Annotated in this window: 21 protein-coding genes; 9 read left to right on the plus strand and 12 right to left on the minus strand. The window is 66.3% G+C overall.

Annotated features, from left to right (window positions below; genetic code table 11):
- Window positions 1–37 precede the first annotated feature (37 nt).
- Complete coding sequence (locus tag AUL28_RS17550; RefSeq protein ID WP_062235101.1) at window positions 38–1,231, minus strand: ABC transporter substrate-binding protein; 1,194 nt, start codon at window positions 1,229–1,231, stop codon at window positions 38–40.
- Between the two features lie 170 nt (window positions 1,232–1,401).
- Here AUL28_RS17550 and AUL28_RS17555 point away from each other — a divergent pair, with 170 nt between their 5' ends.
- Complete coding sequence (locus tag AUL28_RS17555; RefSeq protein ID WP_062235103.1) at window positions 1,402–2,019, plus strand: TetR/AcrR family transcriptional regulator; 618 nt, start codon at window positions 1,402–1,404, stop codon at window positions 2,017–2,019.
- A 19-nt stretch (window positions 2,020–2,038) separates the two neighbouring features.
- On the opposite strand, the gene AUL28_RS17560 is transcribed toward AUL28_RS17555, so the two are convergent.
- The 6 genes from AUL28_RS17560 to AUL28_RS17585 form a co-directional block, all read right to left on the minus strand.
- Window positions 2,039–2,740, minus strand: a complete 702-nt coding sequence (locus tag AUL28_RS17560; RefSeq protein ID WP_058600598.1) for an ABC transporter ATP-binding protein — start codon at window positions 2,738–2,740, stop codon at window positions 2,039–2,041.
- Window positions 2,741–3,490: an ABC transporter ATP-binding protein gene (locus AUL28_RS17565; RefSeq protein WP_058600599.1), complete on the minus strand. Its 750-nt coding sequence runs from the start codon at window positions 3,488–3,490 to the stop codon at window positions 2,741–2,743.
- Window positions 3,487–4,485: a branched-chain amino acid ABC transporter permease gene (locus AUL28_RS17570; RefSeq protein ID WP_082640545.1), complete on the minus strand. Its 999-nt coding sequence runs from the start codon at window positions 4,483–4,485 to the stop codon at window positions 3,487–3,489. Before AUL28_RS17570 ends, AUL28_RS17565 begins: the two co-directional genes overlap by 4 nt.
- A gap of 4 nt (window positions 4,486–4,489) precedes the next feature.
- Window positions 4,490–5,410, minus strand: coding sequence for a branched-chain amino acid ABC transporter permease (locus AUL28_RS17575; RefSeq protein ID WP_058600601.1), 921 nt, complete (start codon window positions 5,408–5,410; stop codon window positions 4,490–4,492).
- A gap of 32 nt (window positions 5,411–5,442) precedes the next feature.
- Complete coding sequence (locus AUL28_RS17580) at window positions 5,443–6,633, minus strand: ABC transporter substrate-binding protein (protein ID WP_202814895.1); 1,191 nt, start codon at window positions 6,631–6,633, stop codon at window positions 5,443–5,445.
- Window positions 6,634–7,065: 432 nt separating this feature from the next.
- Window positions 7,066–7,578 (minus strand): transporter, encoded by a 513-nt coding sequence (locus AUL28_RS17585; RefSeq protein ID WP_306302768.1) that lies wholly within the window; start codon window positions 7,576–7,578, stop codon window positions 7,066–7,068.
- 285 nt (window positions 7,579–7,863) lie between these two features.
- On the opposite strand from AUL28_RS17585, the gene AUL28_RS23565 reads away from it, so the two are divergent.
- Genes AUL28_RS23565 through AUL28_RS17615 form a run of 6 tightly spaced genes read left to right on the plus strand, consistent with a single transcriptional unit; the run spans window position 7,864 to window position 14,445 of the window.
- Window positions 7,864–10,626 (plus strand): benzoate-CoA ligase family protein, encoded by a 2,763-nt coding sequence (locus AUL28_RS23565; RefSeq protein WP_062235108.1) that lies wholly within the window; start codon window positions 7,864–7,866, stop codon window positions 10,624–10,626.
- A complete protein-coding gene (locus AUL28_RS17595) occupies window positions 10,623–11,345 on the plus strand; it encodes an alpha/beta fold hydrolase (protein ID WP_062235111.1) in 723 nt (240 codons plus the stop codon). The genes AUL28_RS23565 and AUL28_RS17595 overlap by 4 nt, the downstream gene beginning before the upstream one ends.
- 20 nt (window positions 11,346–11,365) lie before the next feature.
- Window positions 11,366–12,061, plus strand: a complete 696-nt coding sequence (locus tag AUL28_RS17600; protein WP_062235140.1) for a fumarylacetoacetate hydrolase family protein — start codon at window positions 11,366–11,368, stop codon at window positions 12,059–12,061.
- Window positions 12,058–12,705, plus strand: a complete 648-nt coding sequence (gene maiA / locus AUL28_RS17605; protein ID WP_058600605.1) for a maleylacetoacetate isomerase — start codon at window positions 12,058–12,060, stop codon at window positions 12,703–12,705. The genes AUL28_RS17600 and maiA overlap by 4 nt, the downstream gene beginning before the upstream one ends.
- Before the next feature lie 25 nt (window positions 12,706–12,730).
- Window positions 12,731–13,840, plus strand: coding sequence for a cupin domain-containing protein (locus AUL28_RS17610; protein ID WP_062235142.1), 1,110 nt, complete (start codon window positions 12,731–12,733; stop codon window positions 13,838–13,840).
- Window positions 13,837–14,445 carry a maleylpyruvate isomerase N-terminal domain-containing protein gene (locus AUL28_RS17615; RefSeq protein ID WP_244493561.1) on the plus strand — a complete coding sequence of 203 codons (609 nt, stop codon included), beginning with the start codon at window positions 13,837–13,839 and terminating at the stop codon, window positions 14,443–14,445. The genes AUL28_RS17610 and AUL28_RS17615 overlap by 4 nt, the downstream gene beginning before the upstream one ends.
- Here the strand turns inward: AUL28_RS17615 and AUL28_RS17620 are convergent.
- Window positions 14,407–15,225 carry an IclR family transcriptional regulator gene (locus tag AUL28_RS17620; protein WP_062235114.1) on the minus strand — a complete coding sequence of 273 codons (819 nt, stop codon included), beginning with the start codon at window positions 15,223–15,225 and terminating at the stop codon, window positions 14,407–14,409. The two genes, AUL28_RS17615 and AUL28_RS17620, sit on opposite strands and share 39 nt — an antisense overlap.
- Window positions 15,222–15,623 (minus strand): acyl-CoA thioesterase, encoded by a 402-nt coding sequence (locus AUL28_RS17625; protein WP_058600607.1) that lies wholly within the window; start codon window positions 15,621–15,623, stop codon window positions 15,222–15,224. The genes AUL28_RS17620 and AUL28_RS17625 overlap by 4 nt, the downstream gene beginning before the upstream one ends.
- Window positions 15,624–16,038: 415 nt before the next feature.
- Between AUL28_RS17625 and AUL28_RS17630 the strand changes: the two genes are divergently transcribed.
- On the plus strand, window positions 16,039–18,243 hold the full coding sequence (locus tag AUL28_RS17630; protein ID WP_082640547.1) for a HAMP domain-containing methyl-accepting chemotaxis protein: 2,205 nt from the start codon (window positions 16,039–16,041) through the stop codon (window positions 18,241–18,243).
- A gap of 124 nt (window positions 18,244–18,367) precedes the next feature.
- Window positions 18,368–18,685, plus strand: a complete 318-nt coding sequence (locus AUL28_RS17635; RefSeq protein WP_058600609.1) for a helix-turn-helix domain-containing protein — start codon at window positions 18,368–18,370, stop codon at window positions 18,683–18,685.
- A gap of 448 nt (window positions 18,686–19,133) precedes the next feature.
- Here AUL28_RS17635 and AUL28_RS17640 read toward each other — a convergent pair whose 3' ends face one another.
- From AUL28_RS17640 to AUL28_RS17650, 3 genes are all read right to left on the minus strand, one after another.
- Window positions 19,134–19,667, minus strand: a complete 534-nt coding sequence (locus AUL28_RS17640; RefSeq protein ID WP_062235120.1) for a GNAT family N-acetyltransferase — start codon at window positions 19,665–19,667, stop codon at window positions 19,134–19,136.
- A gap of 65 nt (window positions 19,668–19,732) precedes the next feature.
- The gene (locus AUL28_RS17645; protein ID WP_062235123.1) at window positions 19,733–22,855 is read right to left on the minus strand and encodes a multidrug efflux RND transporter permease subunit; all 3,123 of its coding nucleotides are present in this window, start codon (window positions 22,853–22,855) and stop codon (window positions 19,733–19,735) included.
- A 10-nt stretch (window positions 22,856–22,865) separates the two neighbouring features.
- Window positions 22,866–24,035, minus strand: a complete 1,170-nt coding sequence (locus AUL28_RS17650; RefSeq protein WP_062235126.1) for an efflux RND transporter periplasmic adaptor subunit — start codon at window positions 24,033–24,035, stop codon at window positions 22,866–22,868.
- Window positions 24,036–24,158: the final 123 nt, after the last annotated feature.

Below are 24,158 nucleotides of genomic sequence, written 5' to 3' on the forward strand. Positions count from 1 at the left end.
AAGGGGCGGCCTCCCTAGTGGCCGGCCCCGGGCCGGGTCAGTCGGCTGCGGCCATTTTGCAGGCCGAGGCATAGGGGTCGGCGCCCCGTTCCAGCGCCAGGTGGGGCGATCCCATCTGCCACTTGCCGTCCGGACCCGCGACGACTTCCAGCGCGTAGTAATTGTCGAGCGGCATGTGGTTGGGACCGAAGACGACCTGGCCGCGCACCGAGTCGAACTGGGCCGCCTCCAACGCCTTGCGCAGGCCTGCCTTGTCGTCGAGCTTGCCGCCCACCGCCTCGACGGCCGACTTGATGAGCGAGACGGCGTCGTAGGCGGCGGCCGCGTAGTTCGAAGGGTCCCGGCCGTAGGTCTTGCGGAAGTCGTCCACGAAGGTGCGGTTGGCCGGCGTATCGAGATCGGGATACCAGTAGTCGGTGAGGACCGAGCCGAGCGCGCCGGTGGCGTTGCCCTTCTGGAGCGCGGGCAGGGCGATCTGGTCCAGCGTGTAGACGGTGTAGAGCTTGACCTTGTCCTTGAGGCCCGACTGCTCGAACTGGGTCATGAAGGCGGCCGAGCGGCCCGGGTAGAAGGCGAAGAGCCCGTCGGCGCCCGAGGCCGCGACCTTGGAGAACTCGGCCGAGAAGTCCAGCTGCGGGTCGCTTCCCCATTTGGTGAAGTCCTGGCCGGCGATCTCGCCCTTGAAGGTGGAGGCGAAGCCTTTCACCACGTCCTGGCCCGCCGCGTAGTTGGGGGCCATCGTGTAGATCTTCTTCACCCCTCGCCGGTTGAGCTCCTCGCCGAGCGCCATCGACATCACGTCGCCTTGGCCGCGCATGGCATAGAAATTCGGATTGCAGAGCTTGCCCGCCAGATCGGAGGGTGCGGCGTTGGTGCTGATCAGGATCGTGCCCGAATCGAGCGCGCTCTTTCGCGACGCGAGGAGCACGTTCGACCAGATGTAGCCTGTCAGGAAGTCGACCTTGTCCTGGCGCACCAGCTTCTCGGTCTTCTGTCGCCCGACATCGGGACTGAGCGCGTCGTCTTCGACGACCAGCTCGACCGGGCGCCCCGCCATGGCGCCCCCGGCATGCTGCAGCGACAGGCGGACGGCATCCTCGACGTCGCGCCCGATGATGGCGGCGGGCGTCGTCTGCGTGGTGATGAGGCCGATGCGGATCGGCTCCTGCGCGTGGGCGGTGGTCGACAGGCACGACAGAAGGGCCAGGCCCAGTATGCATCTCGCTTTCATTGATTTCCTCCCCGCCGGCTCCTCCTCCGGCAGCTATAAACAAACAGATCAACCGGTATGTTTCAATGAAAACTTTGCCGGCCGTGTGGGATTCCTCGTATGAGTGGGCCTTCGGGGAAGGGGGTCGTTCCGTCCCGCCCCGGACGGATCGACCACAACGAGGAAGCCGGATGACGCCGACGGGAAAGAAACGCCGCACACAGGCGGAACGCAGCGCCGAGACGCGCGAGAAGATCCTGCAGGCGACGATCGACATCCTGTTCGAACGCGGCCATGCGCGGCTGACGACGGCGCTGGTGGACGAGCGGGCGGGCGTCTCCAGCGGCGCGCGGGTGCACCATTTCCCGTCGAAGATCGATCTCGTCGTGGCCGCCACGGAGCAGACCTATGCGCGGGCGAAGGATATCGGCCGCCAGCGCGCGGAAACGGCGCGCAGCTCTGCGAACCCTCTACGGGAGTACGCGAGCGACTGCGCGTCGGTCTATTTCGAATGGCCCTTCGTCGCGGCCCTCGAAGTGGTGGTCACGGCTCGCACCGACGACGAGTTGATGGCGCGTCTCGCCCCGGTGCTCGACGATTTTCATCGCGAGATGAAGACCACCTGGACCCGTTCGCTGGTGGAGGCCGGATACGACGCGGCGGTGGCCGACGAGGAACTGACGCTGACGCTGAACGTCATCCGGGGCATGGCGGTCAACCGGATCTGGCAACGGGACGACGCGACCTATATCGCGATCCTCGACCGGTGGTGCGTCGAGCGGGCCGGGCACATCCGACACAGGCCCTGACGGCCATGCGGCCGGCCGCTCAGACGCTGAGATAGGCCTTGACGACCGCCTCCTCGGCGCGCACGCGCGAGGGTGCTCCCGACCAGACGGTCCGCCCCTTCTCCACGACGAAGAAACGGTCCGCGACCTCCAGCAGGCGTTGGATGTGCTTGTCGATCACCACGATCGACTGGCCGAGCTGGCGCAACCGCCCGATGCAGGCCCAGATCTGGTCGCGGATCACCGGGGCGAGGCCCTCCGTCGCCTCGTCGAGGATCAGGAGGCGCGGATTGGTCATCAACGCGCGGCCGATGGCCAGCATCTGCTGCTCGCCGCCCGACAGAAGATTGGCATAGGAACCGTTGCGCTCGTGGAGGCCTGGGAAGAGTTCGTAGACGCGGTCCACCGTCCAGGGCTGCGCCTCGCCCCGCCGGTTGGCGGCGACGACGAGGAGGTTCTCGTGCACGGTGAGGTTGGAGAAGACCTGCCGACCCTCGGGGACGAGGCCGAGCCCCTGCCGTGCCACGCGCGCCGCCGAAAGACCCGTGAGCCGGCGCCCCTCGAACTCCACCGCGCCGTCCCATGCCGGCAGAAGGCCCATGAGGGCCCGCACCGTCGTGGTCTTGCCCATGCCGTTGCGGCCCATGAGGCAGACGACCTCGCCGGGGCCGACCTCGAAGCTGATGTCGAAGAGGATCTGGCTGCGATCGTAGCCGCTCGTGAGGTTCTTGACCCGCAGCATTCAGGCGTCCTCTCCGAGGTAAGCTTCGCGCACGCGCCCGTCGGCGCGGATTTCGGCCGGCGTTCCAACGGCCACGACCTCGCCGCGCACCAGCACGGTCAGCCGATCGGCCAGTTCGAACACGGCTTCCATGTCGTGCTCCACGAGAAGCACGGTGGTTCTGCCCTTGAGCTGCGAGAGGAAGCGCGTCATCGCGCGGCTTTCCTCCGAGCCGAGACCGGCCATCGGCTCGTCGAGAAGGATGAGCGTCGGATCGCCAACGAGCGCGACGGCGAGTTCCAGAAGGCGCTGCTCGCCGTGGCTCATGTCCGCCACGCGACGGGGCATGTGTTCCCGTCCCATGCCGATGCGGGCCAGCGCCCGCGCCGCCTCGTCCTGAAGGTCGGCGTTGCGGTCGATCCGGCGCCAGAAGCGGAAGGCCCGCTCCCGGCGCGCGAGAAGCGCAAGACAGACGTTCTCGCCGACCGTGACGTCGCGGACCAGCGTGGTGATCTGGAAGGAGCGGGCCATGCCGAGCCCGGCGCGCTCGTGGACCGGCCGGTGCGTGACGTCGCGCCCGTTCACCAGCACCGTCCCGGACGTCGGCGAGACCTCGCCGAAGAGCTGGGCGATGAGCGTCGTCTTGCCGGCGCCGTTCGGGCCGATGACGGCATGCATCTCGCCGCGCGGCAGAGCCATCGACACGTTGCGCGTCGCGTGGAGGCCGCCGAAATACTTGTTGAGGTCGCGGACTTCCAGAGCGTGCGTCATGCGCGTCGTCCGATCAGGAGGCCGACGAGGCCGTTGCGGGCGAAAAGGACGATGGCGATCAGGAACAGGCCGAACCAGAAGTGCCAGTAGACCGTGAGCCCGCCCATCCACTCCTCGATCAGAAGGAAGACGAGGGCACCGACGAGCGGGCCCGAGATCGTGGCGACCCCGCCGACGATGACGATGAAGATCAGCTCGCCGGACGCGGTCCAGCTCATCGCGGCCGGCGTGACGAAGCTCGTGAAGTTCGCGTCGAGGAAGCCGGCGAGCCCGCAGAGCATTCCGGCCGCGACATAGGCCGCCAGCCGGTAGCGCACGGGATCGAAGCCCACCGCCTGCACGCGGCGCTCGTTGCCCTTCGCGGCCTTCAGCAGGAGGCCGAAGTCGGAGCGGCGTAGTCGCGAAAAACCGAGCATCGCGGTGGCAAGGACCACGAGCACGGCATAGTAGAGCTGCGTCTTGTCGCCGAGGTCGAGCGGACCGAAGAGGCTGGAATAGTTGATGGTCAGCCCGTCGTCGCCGCCATACTGGCGCAGGCCGAAGACGGTGAAATAGACCATCTGCGCGAAGGCCAGCGTGATCATGATGAAATGCACGCCTCGCGTGCGCAGCGCGATGAGGCCGGTAACGAGCGCGAAGAGCGCGCAGGCGCAAAGCGCGACGGCGAGCTGGACGAAGCCGTTGTCGATGTCGGCGTCCGCCAACATGCCGACGGCATAGCCGCCGATTCCGAGAAACACGGCGTGGCCGAGGCTGACGAGGCCGCCCAGCCCGATCAGGGCGTTGAGGCTGAGCGCCGCGATGGCGAGGATCATGGCGCGCAGCGCGACGTCGGTCCAGAAGTCGTGCCCGAGCATCGAGAGGACGAAGGGCGCGGCGGCGAGCGCCGCTATCAGGACGAGGGCGAGGGCAAAGTCGGGATCGACGCTCGGACCTCGAACCGCCAAGGGGCGGGCGACCGGCCCCGACGGGCTCCCTGTGGAAAGATCGGTCATCGGATCACCTGTTGGCGGGCGGGAACAAACCCGACGGGCGGAAGATCAGGACGAGCGTCATCGAAAGATAGATGAGGATCGAGGCGAGCGAGGGTCCCGCCGAGGAGGCCACGGACGGCGAGAAGACCGCGCCGAGGATCGAGGGCAGGTAGGCTCGGCCGAGCGTGTCGATCAGCCCGACGCCGATGGCCGCCACGAAGGCTCCGAAGATCGAACCGATGCCGCCGATGATGATGACCACCAGCGCCAGGATGACGATCTGGTTGCCCATGCCGATGGAGGCGCCGGTGATCGGCGCGACCATGATGCCGGCGATCCCGGCCAGCACCGCACCGATGGCGAAGACCAGCGCGAAGACCATCCGCGTCTCGATGCCGAGCGCGCGCGCCATTTCCTCGTTGGAAGCCGAGGCGCGCACCATCATGCCGACGCGGGTGCGCGCGATGACCTGCCAGAGCGCCAGCGCCACGAGCGCGGCCACCACCACGATGAAGAGCCGGTAGGTCGGCAGCGTGATGCCGCCGAGCGCGATCTGGCCGCCGAGCCAGGCCGGCAGCGGCACCGACAGGCTCTGCGGACCCCACAGATACTTCACCGCCGTGTCGGCGCACAGGACCATGCCGAAGGTGACGAGCACGTGGTCGAGATGGTCGCGCTTGTAGAAGTGGCGCACGAGCAGCCATTCGGCCGCAAGGCCCATGACGAGCGTGACGGGCAACGCCACGAGGAAGCCGAGCAGGAACGAGTCCAGCGCGACGGCGACGGTGGCGCAGATATAAGCGCCGACCATGTAGAAGACGCCGTGCGCCAGATTGATGAAGTCCATGATCCCGAAGACGAGCGACAAGCCCGCCGCCAGAAGGAACAGGATCAGCCCGAGTTGGACCCCGTTCAGAAGCTGATTGACGAAGAGGACCGCATCCATCGCCTATCGCCTTTCCGTGCGCGCGCAGGCCATCACTTCTCGTTCCGGCAGGCGTCGACATAGGGATCGACAAGCTGCTTCAGCTCGACCCCGTCGGATTTGAGAGTCCAGGCACCGCTCGCATCCGCAGCGATCGTCAGGCCGCGATAGTTGTCGATGGGGAAATGGTTGCGCGCGAGTTCGTAGCGGCCGCGCACGGAATCGTAGTCGGCCGCGATCAGGGCCTTGCGAACGGCATCGCGGTTCTTGATGTCGCCGCCCGACTGTTCCACCGCGGCCTTGAGATAGGGGATGAGATCGTAGGCCGCGGCGGCGTAGTTGGAGGGAAGCCGGCCGTAGCGCTTCTGGAAATCCTCGACGAAGCGTCGATTGGCGGGAGTGTCGATGTCGGGCGACCAGTAGTCCGCCGTGGACGAGCCCAGGACGACATCGACGCCGGCCTTCTGGAGCTGGGGCAGGACGATCTGGTCCAGAGTGTAGACGCTGTAGAGCTTGACCTTGTCCTTCAGCCCGGCCTGTTCGAACTGGCGGGCGAAGGTGGCCGCCCGGCCGGGATAGAAGGCGAAAAGCGCGTCGGCGCCAGACGCCGCCACCTTGGCCAGCTCCGCCGAGAAGTCGAGTTGGGGGTCGTCGCCCCATTTGGTGAAGTCGCGGCCGACCACCTCGCCGCCGAACGTTCTCTCGACGCCCTTGACCATGTCGATGCCCGCCGCGTAGTTCGGCGCAAGCACATAGAGCTTCTTGCGCTCCTGCTCGTTCATGACCTTCCCGAGCGCCATGGGAACCATGTCGTTCTGGCCGCGAAGCGAAAAGAAATCGGGGTTGCACAGCTTTCCCGCCATGTCCGAAGGGCCGGCATTGGTGCTGATGAGGAAGGCGTCGGAATCAATCACCGTCTTGCGCGCGGCCATCAGGACGTTCGACCAGATGAATCCGGCGACGACATCGACCTTCTCCTGGCGCACCAGCTTTTCCGCCTTCTGCCGGCCAAGGTCCGGCTGGAGACCGTCGTCCTCGTAGATGACCTCGATCGGGTGGCCGGCGATCGTGCCACCGGCGTGCTCGACCGCGAGCTTCACGGCGTCGACCATGTCGTTGCCGATGGCGGCTGCTGGCGTCGTCAGCGTCGTGATGAAGCCGATGCGGATCGATTCCTCGGCGAAGGCCGCCGACGTCATCCATGTCGCGAGTACCGCGCCGAGAGCGGCCATCTTCGGGTTCATGCTGTTCCTCCCAAGGCGTGGCGTCGCGGCGGTCGGGCCGCGCGATTGGATGTCGAGCGCCGCAGGAAGCGGACACAGAACTGGCGGGGCGTGAGGGTGATCGGTCTGGGGATCAGGCGGCCGCGAGGGAAGCGACGAACGCTTGCACTGCCGAGCGTCGAGGCCGGGCTCGACGACACACCTGTCTCGTCACGGCCAACGGCTTCGAATGCACTGAATAGGCGCAACGCCTATCGTCCAGGGCTGCGATCCGCCGCATACGCGCCTCCCAACGCTTTTGCCGAACCGAAGCTTACCGAGTATTCCGCTCGAAGCAATAGGTTTTATGATGTGAAATTGCAGGCGCCGAGCCGGGTGTCCGGGAGCGGGGATGGCAGGATCGCGCGTCCGGACGGCCCGCGCGGCCGGACGCGCCTTGCAGGGTTTCGGGTATTAGAAGACGGTCAGCAGTCGGATCTGGGCGACGAGGTCCTGCTTGAAGCCGCCTTCGGCGTGGATATCCGTTCCGATCATGCCTTGGATCTGCACGGTCGGCGTGACGAACGTATTGGCGAAGAGCCGGAGCTGGTCGGAGCGCGTCTGCAGCCCAGTTGCCCGATCGTTGACGAACGAGTCCCCGCCGAACGTGCCGGAATAGCCGAAGGAGACGGAGGTCGCCTGACTGACCTGATAGCGCAGGTAGGCCTGGAGTTGGAACGAGGGATCCTGCGATACGGTCAGGTTGCCGGCCTCTTCGCTGTCGCGGCGAAAGGCGACGTCGGCGGCGCCGTCGAAGAAGAATCCATGCCCGAGACCTTGGATCAGACCGACCTGCGGGGTCGCGGTCCAGGCGCCGGACCCGATGCTGATGCGTCCGAAGTCGTGGTGGCCGGTCGGCATGGTCACGAAGGCGCTGAGACCGACGGTCGTGGCGAACTCACCGGCGCCGGTGTTGATGGGATAGATGGTGAGCCCGGTATCGCAATTCGATCTTTGATTCCCTCACAAGAAACAAATTTCACACAGTCATATGTGGCGTTGTGTTGGGTCGAACGCGCGCAAGCCGGGGCTGTGCCGCGATGACGAGTCGGCCCGTCGGTGCGTCTTCACAGGATTGCACTGCTGCTTGATGCCTCTTCCCTCCACCACACGCGCCGGACGCTAGGGCCTACATTTTCACAGAGATAAATCTGTTGCACTGAGTAGAATAATAGGGGATGAAAGAGCAGGGAGATAATTTGGGAGGTTGGGATGTCCGCTGTTCGTTCGGTCGACATCATCGGAGCGGGCCCGGCTGGGCTCTACACGGCGATCCTGTTGCGCCGCCTCGTGCCTGCGGCGCGCGTGCGGGTCTTCGAGCAGAACCCCGAAGGCGCGACGTTCGGCTTCGGGGTCGTGTTTTCAGACCAGGCGCTCGATTTCCTGAAGGCGGACGACCCGGAGACCTTCGATCTCGTCGTGCCGCGCATGGAGCGTTGGCGGAACATGACGCTGGTGCATCCCGACGGAGAGGTGACCCTCGACGGAATCGGCTTCGCCGCCGTCGGACGGCTGGAACTGATCGAAATCCTACGCGCCCGGGCTGAGGAGTTGGGCGTCGAGCTGCGGTTCTCGCACGCCGTCGCCTCGCTGGACGAACTCGACGCGGAGCTGATCGTCGGAGCCGACGGGCTGAACTCCCTCGTCCGGCGCGCGCTGCCCGACGCCTTCGCGCCCGAGCTCGACCACTTCACCAATCATTTCGCCTGGTTCGGTGCCGACCGCGCCTTCGACACGCTGACCCAGACGTTCGTGCGGACCGAGAAGGGCGCGCTGAACGCCCATCACTACCGCTTCGCGCCGGATCGCAGCACCTTCATCGTCGAATGCGACGACACCACCTTCGAGGCGTATGGCTTCGCCTCGCTGAGCGAAGGCGAGAGCGCCGAGCTCTGCGCCGAAATCTTCGCCGAGACGTTGGACGGCGCGCGGCTCATCACCAACAAGTCCGTCTGGCGGCGCTTCCCCAAGCTCTGGTGCGGGGCCTGGGCATCCGGGCGGCATGTCATCCTAGGTGATGCCGCGCACACCGCGCATTTTTCCATCGGCTCGGGCACCCGTCTCGCCCTAGAGGATGCGATCGCGCTTGTCGGCGCGCTGGCCCGCCATGACGACCTCGACGCCGCGCTGGCGGACTATCAGGCCGTTCGGATGCCGATCGCCCGCAAGATCGTCGATGCCGCCAACACATCCGCCACTTGGTACGAGCACTTCGCCCAGAAGCTGGCGTTGCCTCCGCTCGACTTCGCCTTCGACTACGTCACGCGGTCGGGCCGCATCGACATCGAGCGGCTGCGCGCCCTGTCGCCGAAATTCATCGAGGCCTGGGAGAACCGGCCCGCCGCCGCTCCGATCCGCGACCCGGTGCCGGTGCGCACCTCGGCCTGCGAGGAGATCGGCTACGACAAGACGCGCCATCCCAACTGTTCGGCCATCCTGTGGGACAACCTTGCCCGAAACCCGGAGAAGACCGCGCTTGTCGGACCCGGCGGGAGCTTCACCTATCGGGAGCTGATCGCCGAAGCCGCCCGTTGGGGCCGGGCCTTTCAGGGCGCCGGTCTGCGGCGCGGCGAGCGGATCCCGTTCTTCCTCGACGACACGCCGGTCTACCCGGCCGCCTTCTTCGGCGCGGTGCGTGCCGGCTTCGTGCCGGTGCTTCTGAACACCCAGACAAACCAGGACACGCTCAACTTCTTCCTGAAGGACACGGGCGCGCGGATCGCGCTCTGCGAGGCCTCGCTTGCCGCCCAGTTCGGTCCCGATGGGCTCGAAGGGACCGCCGTCGAGCGGGTGGTGATCGTCAACGGTGCCCCGGCTCATGCCGGACATGAGAGCGCCGAGGGCTTCCTCGCCGGTATGGAGACGGTTCTCGACTGCGCCGACACCGGGCCGGACGACATGGCCTTCTGGATGTATTCCTCGGGCTCGACGGGTCGACCCAAAGGCATCGTCCACCTCCACCACGACATGGCCTACACCGACGCGTCGTTCGGGCGGCATGTCCTGAAGCTGCAGCCAGACGACATCTGCTTCTCCGTGCCGAAGATCTATTTCGCCTACGGCTTCGGCAACGCCTTCACCTTCCCGTTCTCGATCGGCGCGACGACGCTCCTGATGCCGGGCCAGCCCCGCGCCGACGCAGTGCTCGATACGATCGAAGCCTTCCGTCCCACGGTCCTCTTCGGCCTGCCGACGCTCTACACCGCGCTGGCCCGCGCCCCCGGCGTCGAGAACCGGGACCTCTCGTCCCTCCGGCAGTCGATGTCGGCGGCCGAAGTCCTTTCCGACGACATCTACGCCGCGTGGAAGCGGCTGGCCGGGCACGGGCCGACCGAGGGGCTCGGCTCGACGGAGATGTTGCACATCTATCTCTCCAACAGCCTGGACGACCATCGCATCGGCGCGGCGGGCGCACGCGTGCCGGGTTACGAGATCAAACTGGAAACGCCCGATGGCGGTCCCGTCGCCCCCGGCGAGGAGGGCGTGATGTTCGTGCGCGGCCATTCCTCGGCCCCCACGTACTGGAACCGCCCCGACAAGACGCGCGAGACCATGCGCGGCGAGTGGCTTTACACGGGCGACCGCTTCATCGAGCGGGACGGCACCTACTATTTCCAGGGCCGCGCCGACGAACTCATCAAGGTCTCGGGCCAGTGGGTGTGGCCGCTCGAAGTGGAGCGCTGCCTCAACGAGCATCCCGACGTGCACGAATGCGCCGTCATGGGACAGGAACTGGAGGACCGCCGGCTCACGCTGCGCGCCTTCATCCGACTGCGCGACAGCCGATCGGAAAGTCCGGCGCAGACGGTCAAGCTGCAGAACCACGTCCGCACGGCACTGATGCCCTACAAGTATCCGCGCATCGTCGAGTTCGTCTCCGAATTGCCGAAGACCGGCACGGGCAAGATCGACCGCCAGGCGCTCAAGAGCCGCCCGCTTCCCCGAAACGAATCCGGCATGGAGGGTGCAGCATGAGGTTCGTCCTCGTTCACGGCGCCTGCCACGATGGCAGCCATTTCGAAGTCACGGCCGCGAGCCTGCGAGCCAAGGGGCATGAGGTTCACTGCCCGACGATCCAGGGCAACCGCGAGGGCGACGACCGCCGCACCACGCGGCTGGAGGACGCCATCGCCTCGCTCGTCGCCTTCTTCGACGAGCACGCGATCGAGGACGCCGTGCTTGTCGGCCACAGCTGGGGCGGCATGGTCATTTCCGGCGCCTTCGACCGGCTCGGCGCGGCCCGTATCCGCCGCCTCGTCTATTACGGCGCCTTCGTGCCGATCGACGGAGAAAGCCTTCTCGACCTCTGCCCGCCGCACTACCGCGACCTCTTCCGCCAACTCGCGGAGCCGGCCAACGAGATCGTGTTTCCCTTCCCGATCTTCCGCGAGGCCTTCATGAACGACGGGTCGCTGGAACAGGCCGAGGCGCTGCACGCGAGCCTCAATCCGCAGCCCTTCCTCACCATGGCCGACCCGATCCGCCTGTCGCGCGATCCGGCCGCCTTCGACTGCGGCAAGAGCTACCTCCATTGCACGGAGGAGACGGGCCTGCCGCAATCCTACCCGTTCCATCCCCGCCTCTCGGAGCGTCTCGGGCTCTTCCGCCTCGTCTCGATGCCGGGAAGCCACTCGACCTTCCATACCGCGCCCGAGCTTCTGGCCCAGAAGCTCGTCGAAGCCGGCCGAGACTGATCCCGAAAGGTATGCCCGCCATGACCTACGTCGTTTCCGCTCCGCCGCAGCCGAGCGTTGCCGTTGCCGGTTCGGAGGCCCGCTTCCCCGTGCGCCGCATCTTCTGCGTCGGGCGCAACTACGCCGCCCATGCGCGTGAGATGGGGCGCGATCCCGACCGGGAGCCGCCCTTCTTCTTCACCAAACCCGCCGACGCGGTGGTCGGCGACGGCGAGACGGTGGCCTATCCGCCCGAGACCGCGAACTTCCACTACGAGGCCGAACTCGTGGTCGCGATCGGCGAGGGCGGCCGCGACATCGACGAAGCCCGCGCCTTGGATCATGTCTGGGGCTATGCGGTCGGCAACGACCTGACGCGGCGCGACCTGCAGCTTCAGGCGCGCGAGCAGGGCCGCCCCTGGGATTGGGGCAAGGCCTTCGACCGCTCGGCCGTCGTCGGCCCATTGCGGCCCGTTTCCGAGGTTGGCCACCCCGCGACGGGACGCATCCACCTTTCGGTCAACGGCGAAACCAAGCAGGACGCCGATCTCTCGGAGCTCATCTGGTCCGTGCCGGAGATCATCGCCATCCTGTCGCGCTCCATGGAGCTGAAACCGGGCGATCTCGTCATGACCGGCACGCCCGCGGGCGTCGGCCCGCTGAAGCCCGGCGATCGCTGCGAGATCGAGATCGAAGGCCTCGGCGCGATCACGACGCGGATCGGAGAACCGTCATGACGCTGAAGCTTCACAACTTCTTCCGCTCGTCGAGTTCGACGCGGGTGCGCGTGGCGCTGCGGTTGAAGAGCGTGCCGTTCGACTACGTGCCCTATGTGCTGCGCAACGGCGAGACGCGTCGCAAGCCCTTCCTCGACCTCAACCCCGCCGCACTCGTGCCGGCGCTGGAGCTGGAGGACGGGCGCGTCCTCACCCAGTCTCTCGCCATCATCGAGTGGCTGGACGAGACCCATCCGGCGCCGCCCCTCCTGCCTGCCGACGCCTATGGGCGGGCACGCGTGCGCGCGCTGGCCCAGACGATCGCCTGCGAAATCCACCCGCTCAACAATCTGCGTGTCCTGCAGCATCTCGGCCAGACTTTCGGCGCCGACGAGGCCGCGCAGGCACGATGGTTCGAACACTGGGTGACGACGAGCTTCGACGCCATCGAAACCAGCCTCGCGCGCGACCCCGAGACCGGCGCCTTCTGCCACGGCGATACGCCCGGCCTTGCCGACATCTGCCTCTACGCACAGGCCTGGAACAATCGCCGCTTCTCCATCGATACCAGCCGCTGGCCGGTGATCGACGGCATTTTCCGACGCCTCGATGCGATCGCGGCCTTCCGCGATGCCGCGCCCGACCGCCAGCCCGACGCCGCCTGATCACACAGAGTCCCAGGAGGACGCGATGCTTCAAAATCCTACGCAGCCGGCGCCTCAGCCCCATTCGGGCCAGCCGGAGGACACAGCGGCGCTGCGCGAACTCTACGCGCGCATGGAAGACCAGCATATCAAGCCGCTCTGGACGCAGATCGGCAACCTGATGCCGAAGACGCCAACGCCGCGCGCCGTCCCGCACCTGTGGAAATGGGCGGACCTCATCCCGCTGGCGCGCCGGTCGGGCGACCTCGTACCGGTCGGCCGGGGGGGCGAGCGCCGGGCCCTGGGGCTCGCCAATCCGGGCCTCGGCGGCAACACCTACATCACACCGACCCTATGGTGCGCCGTCCAGTATCTCGGTCCCCGCGAGACCGCGCCCGAACACCGGCATTCGCAGAACGCCTTCCGCTTCGTCGTGGAAGGCGAGGGGGTCTGGACGGTCGTCAACGGCGACCCCGTTCGCATGAGCCGTGGAGACCTTCTGCTGACGCCCGGCTGGCACTTTCACGGCCACCATAACGACACCGACCAGCCCATGGCCTGGCTCGACGGGCTCGACATCCCTTTCGTCTACCAGAACGACACCGGCTTCTTCGAATTCGGCTCCGAGCGCGTGACGGACTACGCGACGCCCCGCTTCTCGCGTGGGGAGCGGCTCTGGGCGCATCCGGGGTTGCGTCCGCTCTCGGGCCTGCGCAACACGCCGAGCTCGCCGCTCGCCGCCTATCGCTGGGAACACACCGATCGGGCCCTCACCGAGCAGCTCCTTCTGGAGGAGGAGGGACAACCCGCGACGGTGGAGCAGGGCCACGCGGCGATCCGCTACGTCAATCCGACGACGGGCGGCGACGTCATGTCGACGATCCGCTGCGAGTTCCACCGACTTCGAGAGGGAACGCAGACGCCCACGCGCCACGAGGTCGGCGCCAGCGTCTTTCAGGTCTTCGAAGGGCGCGGGGCGGCGGTGATCGGCGGCACGCGCCATACGCTCGACATCGGTGACATCTTCGTCATCCCCTCCTGGGTGCCGTGGTCGCTGGAGGCCGAGACGCAGTTCGACCTTTTCCGCTTCTCGGACGCGCCGATCGTCGAGCGCCTCGACTTCGCGCGCACGCTGATCGTCGGCGAGGCGTCGTGAGCGCCGCGCTGGACGAGGCGCGCGAGGCGCTTCGCGCCCGGCAGGGCGCGGGGGCGCGCTACGATGCGACCGCCGCGCCAGCCGAGGCGCTGTCGTGGGCGCGGCTCGGCACGGCCTACTTCGCGCGGATGCTCAGCCATCTCGCCGATCCGGAGCTCGAGGCCCCATCCGCGATCGCCGGCTGGTCGCGGCGGCACGTCATCGCCGCCGTCGCGCTGGAGGCGCGGCGCCTCGCCGAAGCCGTTGGCTCCGTACGAGGTCTGCCGCCCGCCGAGGAGGAGGGGCTCGTCCTGTTGGAGCCGCCGCTGGCCGACATCCGTCTCGCCGCGACGCTTCCCGCCCAAGCCCTGCGCCACCTTGTCGAACACGCGGCTATTCATCTCGACGTGGAATGGCGGGATGCCGGAAACGCGCACTGGGGCGCGGTCGTCAGCGACGCGGCCGGGCAGCGGCTGGCCGTGGCCGATATGCCCCGGCGCCGCGCGGCGACGCTCTGGCACGGCGCGGTGGCGCTTCGGTCGGGCGGCCGCGCGGCCGATATGCCCGCCGCCTTGCGCGGCGAGGCGCTACGCCTTGTCGGGCGCCCAGACCTTCTGGCTCGATAGGCTCCGGACGAAGTCGCCGAGCGCCTGCACGGCGGCCCCGTCGGGTCGCAGCACGCTGTCCGACGTCGAGATGAGCGTCACCGCCGCCTCGGCCTCGCCCTGCCAGTTCAGGATGGGCGCGGCGACGGCCCGCAGGCCCGGCACGAACTGACCATCCACAGAGGCGAACCCCTTCTCCCGTATGTCGGCGACCAGCGCCTCGATTCCCGCGCCCGTCAGTTGAAGCCCCGGCCACGAAGCGCCCGTCTCGTGCGCGTGTTCCATTTCGAGGGCCGTACGCGCTTCCGTCATCCGCGTCGGCAGGTAGGCGAGGAAGACACGCCCGCTCGCCGAGGTCAGGAGCGGCAGCGAACTGCCGAGACCGAAGGATGTGACCAGCGGGCTCGGTGCCCGGTACCAACGCACGACCATCGCGCCCTGGCGCGACCAGACCGAGAGGAGGGCGGTGAGACCCGTGCGCTCGCCGAGGTCCGGCAACGCGTCGGCGGCCTGATTGACGAAATCGCTTTGGCTCAGCGCCGCGACCCCCATGGCGGCGGCGAAGGGACCGAGCTGGTAGCGACCGGACCGCTCCGTCTGCTGCGCGAACCCGGCATGGATGAAGCTCGCGAGATAGCGATGGATCTTGCTGGACGGCATACCGACAGCGCGCGCGAGGTCCGTCAGCGTCACCGGCCCGTCGAACATCGCCAGGCCCTTCAGCACGACGAGAGCGGTGTCGAGCGCCTGGATGCCACCGCGCGCGTGCTGGTCGGTGGCGGCCTCGATGTCGTCTTTCATGTCAGCATCTTCCTGAACTCGTCCGGTACGGGGGCACCCTTGAGCTTCTCGCCCACCGTCAGCGCCCAGGCTCGCACCTCGTGACCTTCGGCTGCCAGGCGCCCTTCGCATTCGATCCGGTAATCTAGCCGCAATCGGCGTTCCTGCCACTCGCTCAGGGTAACGTCGATCGTGAGGATCTGGCCGAAGGTCACCGGCGATTTGAAGGCGAGACCGACATCCACGAGAGGCGTCACCGCGCCGAAGCGCGCCTGCAACTCGCGCTGCCCGAGGCCCCGCGAGGCGAGCAACCGCTGGAAGGTCGAGTCCATCCAGTAGAAGTAGTTGGGGTAGAACACGATGCCCGCCGCATCGCAGTCTCCCCACTGAACCTCGAATTCGGTTCGAAATGCCGTCACGAAATTCCTCCTCGTGAATACGGTTTCATCTCGTAGAATAAGGGAGAGGCCGGAGGGCGGCAACGTATCGGGCGGCAAAATCGGTGCGTCAGGCGGCATCGTCCGGGTTCAGCCAGAAAGAACATTCATACCGCGCAGGATGATCAGGTCGGAATGATTGTCGACGGCGTTTGTTGACGGGTCGTCTCGCTTCGGCGTGTCGAGGTCGAGCGCTCCTGAGCTGATGTCTCGTCTTCACAGGTCTTAAACACCTTGCTTGGCGACGATTGTCTTCGAGCGTGACCTTCTCGCGTTCTATTTTTTCGCACCACGCAAAAATCAAATAATACTCACGTAAGCACCAGAGATATCGGACATTTACAAATATATCTATGTTAGTATTCCTGTTGACGGGCTTTTAACCAGCTTTTTGAAAATGGCACGTACGCTAGGTATTATTGCTGTGTACGAAAAAACGATGTTTTTGCATCATGAATTCGGGGAATCCGCATCATCATTACAAACGAAGTCAATTGAGGGTGTTATGCGCGTATCCGTAAAAGCAAAGATCGGTATTTCTTTTGCTGCAGTTCTGTCGATGCTGGGTTTTTCTGGATATATCGGGATTTCTCGCTTGGGTTCTGCGAACGATGCGATGAAACAATTCGCCGCTGGACCTTATGAAACAGCTCTGAGACTGGGAGATGCTGCGCAGCTCATGCAGGGCATGGGGCGAAGCTTGAACGCTTTGATGATGGTGGGCGACGTGTCCCTTAAGAACGATCGCGAAAATGCGATCAAGGAGGCGATGGATGCAATCGCCCCGATCCTCACGTCGTACCGCCACCAGCTTGGCGAGATGGCGAACGAAGAAACCCAGCGGGCCGATCAAGCCATCCTGGCTTTGAACGACTGGTGGGCGAGCGCGCAAGCGGCTGTCGAATTGTCGAAGCAGAATACCATCGTCAACGCTCTCGATTGGGAAGCCAAGAAAGGCCGCCCGATGGGAGACGAGATGGCGGAGGCGATCGACAAGCTGGAGAGCGTGGTCCCCATCCAGGAGCTCGATCCGACGGCTCGCACCGTGCTGTCCAATCTTCATCCCACGTTCGAACATCTGCGGTTTCTTATGGTCTCCGTTATTGCGGAAACGAAGGAGGACCGTATCCAAGAGCTTCGGACCGAGTTCGAGGCCACGCTGCAAGGTCTCGACAGGGATTTGAGAACCGTGGCGGCAACGGTATCGAGCGAGTCCTCCGCCTCGCAAGTTCGCGCGGTGCTGGATCGATGGTCCGCTATCGTTCCGGTAGTGAAGACGATTTTTGATCTCGGTGCATCCAATACGGATGCCAAGGCCATCGATATCGCGATCAATCAGGTGCGACCCAAAACGCTGGCTTTGGTTCGCACCCTGCAGGATTTGATTGCGGCGGAAGGGAAGAAGGCGCAGGCCATGCGCGACGGGATTGATGAGAGTTACCTCTCGACCCGTCTGGTGCTCGCGTCGCTCGTTCTTGCGGCGCTGCTGATGGGTGGGGCAGCGGCGGTCTGGATGTCGCTATCGATGAGTCGCGGGATGCGGCGCGCCGTGAACCTGTCCGAAGCGATCCGATCCGGCGACATTTCTCAGAGCGTCGCCGTACGGAGTTCCGACGAGGTCGGCGAACTCTTACACTCGATGAACAGTATGAGCGAGCATCTGTCTGGCATCGTCAGCGATATCCGCCTATCAGCCGCCCAGGTTGCAGCCGGTTCGACCCAATCTGCAGCGACCGCCGAACAACTCTCATCCGGCTCGACGGAGCAGGCCGCAGCGTCAGAACAGGCTTCCGCTGCCGTCGAAGAGATGACGGCCAATGTCCGCCAAAACGCGGAGAACGCCTCGCAGACGGAGAAGATGGCCAAAATCTCGGCCGTCAGTGCGCAGAAGAGCCGCGAGGCTATCGCGGGTTCTCTTCAAGCGATGGCAACGATCGCGGAGAAGGTGCGCGTCGTCCAAGAGATCGCGCGACAGACCGATCTCCTGGCGCTCAATGCTGCGATCGAGGCCGCGCGCGCCGGGGCGCACGGCAAGGGCTTTGCGGTGGTCGCGTCGGAAGTGCGAAAGCTGGCCGAGCGAAGCCAAACGGCGGCCGCAGAAATCAGCGAGCTTTCGGGAGAGACGCTGAAGGTCGCGCAGGATGCGGGGCGTATGTTCAACGATCTCGTGCCTGATATCCAGCGCACAGCCGAACTCGTGTCGGAGATTTCCGCAGCGTGCCGGGAGCAAGCGGTCGGCATCGAGCAGATCAACCAGGCGATCCAGCAACTCGACCAGGTCACGCAGACGAATGCTGGGGCGGCAAACGAGATGGCCGCGACGGCCCACCAGCTCTCGGCCGAGGCCGGACGTCTGGCCGAGGGGGTGGCATTCTTCCAGATCACCGACCCCAAACGCTCGCATAGTCTTTCGCCTGACGCGCAGGGCGACACGCCCTCGCCAGCCCGAACGGGTCAATCGCAAACGGTCCAGCAGCTACAGGAAAAGCTGCAGACATTCGCCCGGAAGGAGGTGAAAGCTCCAAGGGAAACCGATCGCGTCGGAACGGCGGAAAGCCCCGAGGCTGCCTGGACCAGAGCGCACCTCTCACGTCGTGGGTAACGCTCCCCATAGTACTGCCATTAAACAGTTATCCGATCGATCCGACACTCCATAAGATGGAAAGACCACGTACAGTTGAACTTTTGTGTTTTTGACGGAAGGGCCTTGGAGAGGGAGAAGGGCAATGCGCGAGGAGATCGACAGAAATATCGGTCGCAGGATTCGGGAGTTACGAACAGCTCGCCGACAGCCTGTGAACCACGTCGCCGCCTATCTGGGTGTAACACCACAGCAAATTCTGAAATACGAGACCGGACAGAACAGGGCAAGCGCTAGCACGATCTACCTCTTGGCCATATTATTCGGAACGACCGTGGAGGCCTTCTTCTCGTCTTGGACCATGGTCTCTAACGACAACACACAGTACGGTGGAGCGACTTACCCGGCAAATCCGCGTGAAATCGTCAATCCGAGCACCCAGCATCAACCTCTTCCGCAGTAAGCTCGGGAAACGGCTCCGTTGCGAATAGCCATTGGGGATGCAAGCCTCGGTGCTCGAGGCGGCTACAGTCGGGGGCGTAAGGCAGGAGTTTGGCGGGCTCTTCTCTATTCGGCGTGTTGAGGTCAATCGCTCCTGATCTGATGTTTGCCCTTGGTGATGTGTGATCCCTTGGCTGTCGCGCTTCTCTTCGGGATCGACCCGGTCGGGCCCTCCCATGATGGGATCGGAATGAGCGAGGCAGCTCCATCAGCACACCGTCTAAATCGCCGTGTTGAGCGCTCGACGTCGGCTTCGAGACTGGCGGCCTAGGCACCTCGAATGACGACATGGCGTCGATAGCGGTTGGTCCGCTTCCTCAGCCGCCAGAGACTGGACGGCGTGGAATGCCGTCTGTCTGCTGTCAAATTGGGAGGAACGGAAGCGAACGAGTTCGGACCGGTCCGGCATCTTACATCCGCTTCTCGAAGCGGAACATTCCATCGCCGCCCGGCAGATCCGGTTCGTTCGGGCGGTTCGGGTCGGGGTGACCGGCATGATGGTACTCCACAATGTGGAAGCCGCAGACGTTGACGTAGAAGTGGATGTTGCGCTTCTCAAAGTACGGCGTGTGGGTGGTCCAGACCTCGGTGTCCGGGTAGGCGGATTCGATCGCTTTCCAAGCCCCGCGGCCGATGCCCCGGCCGAGCTCGCCCGCGCCGACATAGAAGAAGTCGAGCGCGTTGTGCCGCGTCTCGGCGTCGATCGAGACGACCGCACCGCCGACCCACCGGCCGTCCTCGAGAATACGGTGGACCACGGCGTTCGGCGCGGCGAAGGAGGCGGCCACGTCCTCGTCCGACGGGATCGGACCCTCATCAAGCGATCCGAAGGTTTCCACGACCGCGATCGCGAAAGCGTCCTGAAGGTCCTTACGCAAGCGCGGCAGGTCGCTCTCCTGCGCGATGTCGAGGGTGATGTGGCCGGGTGCCGGTTTGGAGATCATGGGACGTTTCCTTGGCAAGAATGGGCGGGCCTTGGGTGGAGCCGGGCGCCCGCGAGAGTTTGAGATCAGAGACCGGCCGGCGCCGGGCTCGCCTGCGCTGGGGTTTTCGACCGGCGCTCGGCCAGACGCATGACCAGAACGAAGAACACCGGCACGAACAGGACGGCGAGAACGGTCGCCGAGATCATGCCGCCGAAGAGGCCGGTGCCGAGCGCGTTCTGGGTTTCCGAACTCGGGCCGCGGGCCACCACGAGCGGCACGATGCCGAGCGCGAAGGCGAGCGAGGTCATCACGATCGGGCGTAGGCGCAGGCGCGCCGCCTCCCGTGCCGCTTCGACGAGCCCCTGGCCCTCGCCCCGAAGCTGGCGGGCGAACTCGACGATGAGCACCGCGTTTTTGGCTGACAGGCCGATCAGGGTGATGAGCCCGACCTTGAAGAACACGTCGTTCTCCAGGCCCCGCACGTGCACGGCCGCGACCGCGCCGACGACCCCGAGCGGCACGACCAGCATGACGGCCAGCGGGATGGCCCAGCTCTCGTAGAGCGCGGCGAGCACCAGGAACACGACCACGAAGGAGATGCCGAGGAGGATCGGCGCCTGCGAGCCCGACTGGCGCTCCTGAAGCGACTGGCCGACCCATTCGACGCCGAACCCTCCGGGCAGTTCTGCGGCAAGCCGCTCCATCTCACGCATCGCCGTGCCGCTCGATACGCCCGGCGCGGCATCCCCGGAAATGCTGAGCGAGGGATAGCCGTTGGTGCGGTTGAGTTGGAGCGGTGCGACCGACCACCGGGGCGTCACAACTTCGTAGAGGGGGACCATCCCGCCCTTGTCGTTGCGCACGTTGAGTTTGAGGACGTCCCCGACCTGCATCCGGTCTTCCGCCCGTGCCTGGACGATGACCTGCTGAAGGCGGCCGGCGCGTGGAAAGTCGTTGACATAGGTCGATCCCATGGCGGCGCCGAGCGCGTCGGTGATGGCGGAGAAGGACAGGCCGAGCGCCCCGGCCTTCTCGCGGTCGACGTCGAGCCGCACGGTCGGGCCGCCGGGCAGGCCGTCGACGCGCACGTCGGCAAGCTTCGGGTTCTTCGCAGCCTGCGCCACCAACGTCTCGGACGCCGCCCGCAGCTCCGCCATGTCGCGGCCCGCGCGGTCGACGAGCCGAAGCGCGAAGCCCCCCGTGGTGCCGAGCTCTTCGATGGCGGGCGGCTTCATGACGAGGACATCGCCTTCGGTGGCTTGCCGCATCGCGTCCGTCGCGGCGGCGATCTCGGTGTCGGTGCTGCCGGTGCGCTTGTCGAAGTCCTTGAGGCTCGTGAAGGCCATGGCGGCGTTGGGCCCCGAGCCGGTGAAGCCGAAACCCATGATCGACAGGTTGCCCGCGATGTCGGGGCGCGCCATGACGTGGGCGTCGTAGCGCCCCACGAGCTTTCGGGTGCGCTCGGCCGTGGCGTCCGCCGGCAGGCTGAAGGAGGTCATGAACGTACCCTGGTCCTCGTCCGGTACGAAGGCCGTGGGCAAAGTGGCAAAACCGTAGGCGAGCGCCGCGACGATCGCGCCGTAGACGAGCATGACGCGCAAGCCGCGCTTTACCAGCCAGCCGACCCACCCGACATAGCGCACCGTCAGCGCGTCGAAGCCGCGGTTGAACCAGGCGAAGAAGCCGCGGCGTTCGTGATGCGCGGCGAGGGGCTTCAGGATCGTCACGCAGAGCGCGGGCGTCAGACTGAGCGCGAGAAAGGCCGAGAACAGGATCGACACGGCAAGAGACACCGTGAACTGGCGGTAGATCGCGCCGACCGATCCGGTGGCGAAGCCCATCGGCAGGAACACCGCCACGAGGACGAGGGTGATGCCGATGACGGCGCCGGTGATCTCGCGCATGGCGCGGCGCGTCGCATCGCGCGGGGACAGGCCTTCGGTCGCCATCAACCGCTCGACGTTCTCGACCACGACGATCGCATCGTCGACGATGATGCCGATGGCCAGCACCATGCCGAACATGGTGAGAACGTTCACGGAGTAGCCGATCGCCCACATCACCGCGAACGTGCCGAGGAGCGCGATGGGCGCGACGATCGTCGGGATGAGCGTGTAGCGCACGTTCTGAAGGAACAGGAGCATGATCAGGAAGACCAGCACCATCGCCTCAAGGAGCGTATGGACGACCTTGGCGATCGAGAGCTTCACGAAGGGCGCGGTGTCGTAGGAGACGGCGTAGGAGATGCCGCCCGGCATCGAGGGCGCGAGCTCGGCGAGGCGCGCACGCACGCCTTCCGAGGTCGCGACGGCATTGGCGCCGGGGGCAAGCTGGATCGCCGCGGCGGTCGCCGGCTTGCCGTCGTCGAAGATCGAGAAGCCCATGGTCTGGGGCCCGACCGCGACGTCGGCGACGTCGCCGAGCGTGAGCGTGGAGCCGTCCGGGTTGGAGCGCAGGACGATGGCCCGAAAGGCGTCCGGCGTCTCCAACTGGCCGCTGAGGGTCAGGGGCACGCTGACGGCCTGGCCGGGAACGGTCGGCGCCTCGCCGAGCCGGCCCGGCGCGACCTGCACGTTCTGCGTCTGGATCGCCTGAACGATCTCGGCCATGGAGACCGAGTAGGAGACGAGACGCGCCGGATCGACCCAGACCCGCATCGCCGCTTCCGAGCCGAAGGACTGGACCCGGCCGACGCCCGCCACGCGCTTCAGTTCGGGCGACAGGCTGCGTGCGAGATAGTCGTCGAGCGCGAGCGTCCCGACCTTGCCGCCCTCGGAGCGCAGCGTCACGATCATCAGGAAGCCGGACGAGGCGGACTCGACGGAGAGACCGGCCCGGCGGACGGGCTCCGGCAGGCGCGACTCGACGGCCTTCAGGCGGTTCTGGACGTCGATCTGCGCGAGTTCGGAGTCCGTGCCGCTCTTGAAGGTCGCGGTGATGCTGGCGTTGCCCGTCGCGTCCGCTGAGGACTCGAAGTAAAGGAGGTTCTTGACCGCCGAGAGCTCGCGCTCGATCGGCGCGACCACGCTGTCGGCGACCGTCTGCGGGCCGGCGCCCGTGTAGCTGGCGCTGATGCTGACGCTCGGCGGCGCGATCGTGGGGAAGCGCGAGACGGGAAGCTGCGGGATCGCGGCAAGGCCCGCGAGCGTGATGAAGATCGCGACGACCCAGGCGAAGACCGGCCGGTCGATGAAGAATTGCGGCATCGGGAGGGTCTCAGCCTTCGGTCGGGGAAGCGGCGGACTGGTAGGGGACGGGCGCGACGGGACGGCCGGCTCCTGCACGGTCCTGCCCCTCGACCACCACGGTCTCCCCGGCCGACAGGCCCGACAGGATCACGTAGCGTCGTTCGACCAGCGGCCCGAGTTCGACCGCGCGGGGCGCGGCCATGTTGTCGGACGCCAGGACGGTCAGTTGCGGCTTGCCGGACGTATCGCGCGTGACCGCCTGCTGCGGTACGGTCAGGGCGGCTGGATAGACGGCGCTCGGTACCCGGGCGCGCAGGTACATGCCGGGCAGGAGCTGGCGATAGGGATTGGGCACCTCGACCCTGAGGGAGAGGCTGCCCGTTCCAGGATCCACCGTCGTGTCGGAGAACAGGACCTTGCCGGGAAACTCGTAGGGCTTGCCCGCGATCGTGAAGATGTCGATGCCGAGCGTGCCGGCCTCCTCGCTTCGCCCGCTCGCCGCCATGTCCTCCAAAGCCTCGCGACGGATCGAGGGTTGGCGCACGTCGAGATAGACGCGATCGAGCTGCTGGACGACGGCGAGGGCCGCCGTGCCTCCTACCGAGGCGAGGCCCCCCTCTGTGGTGAGCGCCTGGCCAATGCGCCCCGGAATGGGGCTGCGCACGGTCGCGTGCGCAAGCTCCAGCTTGCGGCGCGTCAGGGTGGCCGTGGCTTCGGCGACGTTCGCCTTCCCTTGAGCAAGCGCGGCCGTCGCGTCGCCAAGCGTGGCGGCACTCGCCGTCCGCGCGTCGGACAGCGCCTGGATGCGGTCGTACTTCAGCCCGGCATTGAGGAGGTCGGCTTGCGCGCGGGCCAGCACCGCCTCTGCCGCCTCGACATCGGCCACGAGCGGAGCGGGATCGATCTGGAAGAGCGGCTGGTCGGCTGTCACTTCCGAGCCTTCGGTGAAGAGAACCTTTTGGACGATGCCGGAGACCTGCGGGCGGATCTCGGCCGTGCGCAGCGCCGAGACGCGGCCGGGCAACTCGTCAGTGACGACGACGCGGCGTGGCTCGACGGTGAGCACCGCGACGCGCGGCGGCGGATCGGCGGGCCCCTCGGCCTCAGCCGGGCCGCTCTCGCCCTTGGTGCAGGCGCCGAGCAGCAGCGCGGCAGTGGCGAGGGCGGCGCGGATCGAAAGACGGCGCAGGGCTGGCATCACTATAGGTCCAGAGCATTGGGCAGGTCGCGGCGGTGCGACCACGCTTCCATCCTCCCTCTCCGTCGAGCCCGTGTGGAGCCCGTGTTGCGGTTGTGTGGAGACGGCCGCGGGGCGCTCGAC

It is taken from the genome of Aureimonas sp. N4, assembly GCF_001463925.1.
Taxonomy (GTDB): Bacteria; Pseudomonadota; Alphaproteobacteria; order Rhizobiales; family Rhizobiaceae; genus Aureimonas; species Aureimonas ureilytica_A.

What these genes read in the sequence shown, in the direction of transcription:
- AUL28_RS17640 (WP_062235120.1), bottom strand. Translation starts at nt 19,667, where the DNA reads ATGATCTCCAAACCGGCACCCGGCCACATCACCCTCGACATCGCGCAG.
- AUL28_RS17620 (WP_062235114.1), bottom strand. Translation starts at nt 15,225, where the DNA reads ATGAAAGACGACATCGAGGCCGCCACCGACCAGCACGCGCGCGGTGGC.
- AUL28_RS17645 (WP_062235123.1), bottom strand. Translation starts at nt 22,855, where the DNA reads ATGCCGCAATTCTTCATCGACCGGCCGGTCTTCGCCTGGGTCGTCGCG.
- AUL28_RS17575 (WP_058600601.1), bottom strand. Translation starts at nt 5,410, where the DNA reads ATGGATGCGGTCCTCTTCGTCAATCAGCTTCTGAACGGGGTCCAACTC.
- AUL28_RS17630 (WP_082640547.1), top strand. Translation starts at nt 16,039, where the DNA reads ATGGCACGTACGCTAGGTATTATTGCTGTGTACGAAAAAACGATGTTT.
- AUL28_RS17650 (WP_062235126.1), bottom strand. Translation starts at nt 24,035, where the DNA reads ATGCCAGCCCTGCGCCGTCTTTCGATCCGCGCCGCCCTCGCCACTGCC.
- AUL28_RS17580 (WP_202814895.1), bottom strand. Translation starts at nt 6,633, where the DNA reads ATGAACCCGAAGATGGCCGCTCTCGGCGCGGTACTCGCGACATGGATG.
- AUL28_RS23565 (WP_062235108.1), top strand. Translation starts at nt 7,864, where the DNA reads ATGTCCGCTGTTCGTTCGGTCGACATCATCGGAGCGGGCCCGGCTGGG.
- maiA (WP_058600605.1), top strand. Translation starts at nt 12,058, where the DNA reads ATGACGCTGAAGCTTCACAACTTCTTCCGCTCGTCGAGTTCGACGCGG.
- AUL28_RS17550 (WP_062235101.1), bottom strand. Translation starts at nt 1,231, where the DNA reads ATGAAAGCGAGATGCATACTGGGCCTGGCCCTTCTGTCGTGCCTGTCG.
- AUL28_RS17560 (WP_058600598.1), bottom strand. Translation starts at nt 2,740, where the DNA reads ATGCTGCGGGTCAAGAACCTCACGAGCGGCTACGATCGCAGCCAGATC.
- AUL28_RS17565 (WP_058600599.1), bottom strand. Translation starts at nt 3,490, where the DNA reads ATGACGCACGCTCTGGAAGTCCGCGACCTCAACAAGTATTTCGGCGGC.
- AUL28_RS17555 (WP_062235103.1), top strand. Translation starts at nt 1,402, where the DNA reads ATGACGCCGACGGGAAAGAAACGCCGCACACAGGCGGAACGCAGCGCC.
- AUL28_RS17610 (WP_062235142.1), top strand. Translation starts at nt 12,731, where the DNA reads ATGCTTCAAAATCCTACGCAGCCGGCGCCTCAGCCCCATTCGGGCCAG.
- AUL28_RS17570 (WP_082640545.1), bottom strand. Translation starts at nt 4,485, where the DNA reads ATGACCGATCTTTCCACAGGGAGCCCGTCGGGGCCGGTCGCCCGCCCC.
- AUL28_RS17595 (WP_062235111.1), top strand. Translation starts at nt 10,623, where the DNA reads ATGAGGTTCGTCCTCGTTCACGGCGCCTGCCACGATGGCAGCCATTTC.
- AUL28_RS17600 (WP_062235140.1), top strand. Translation starts at nt 11,366, where the DNA reads ATGACCTACGTCGTTTCCGCTCCGCCGCAGCCGAGCGTTGCCGTTGCC.
- AUL28_RS17635 (WP_058600609.1), top strand. Translation starts at nt 18,368, where the DNA reads ATGCGCGAGGAGATCGACAGAAATATCGGTCGCAGGATTCGGGAGTTA.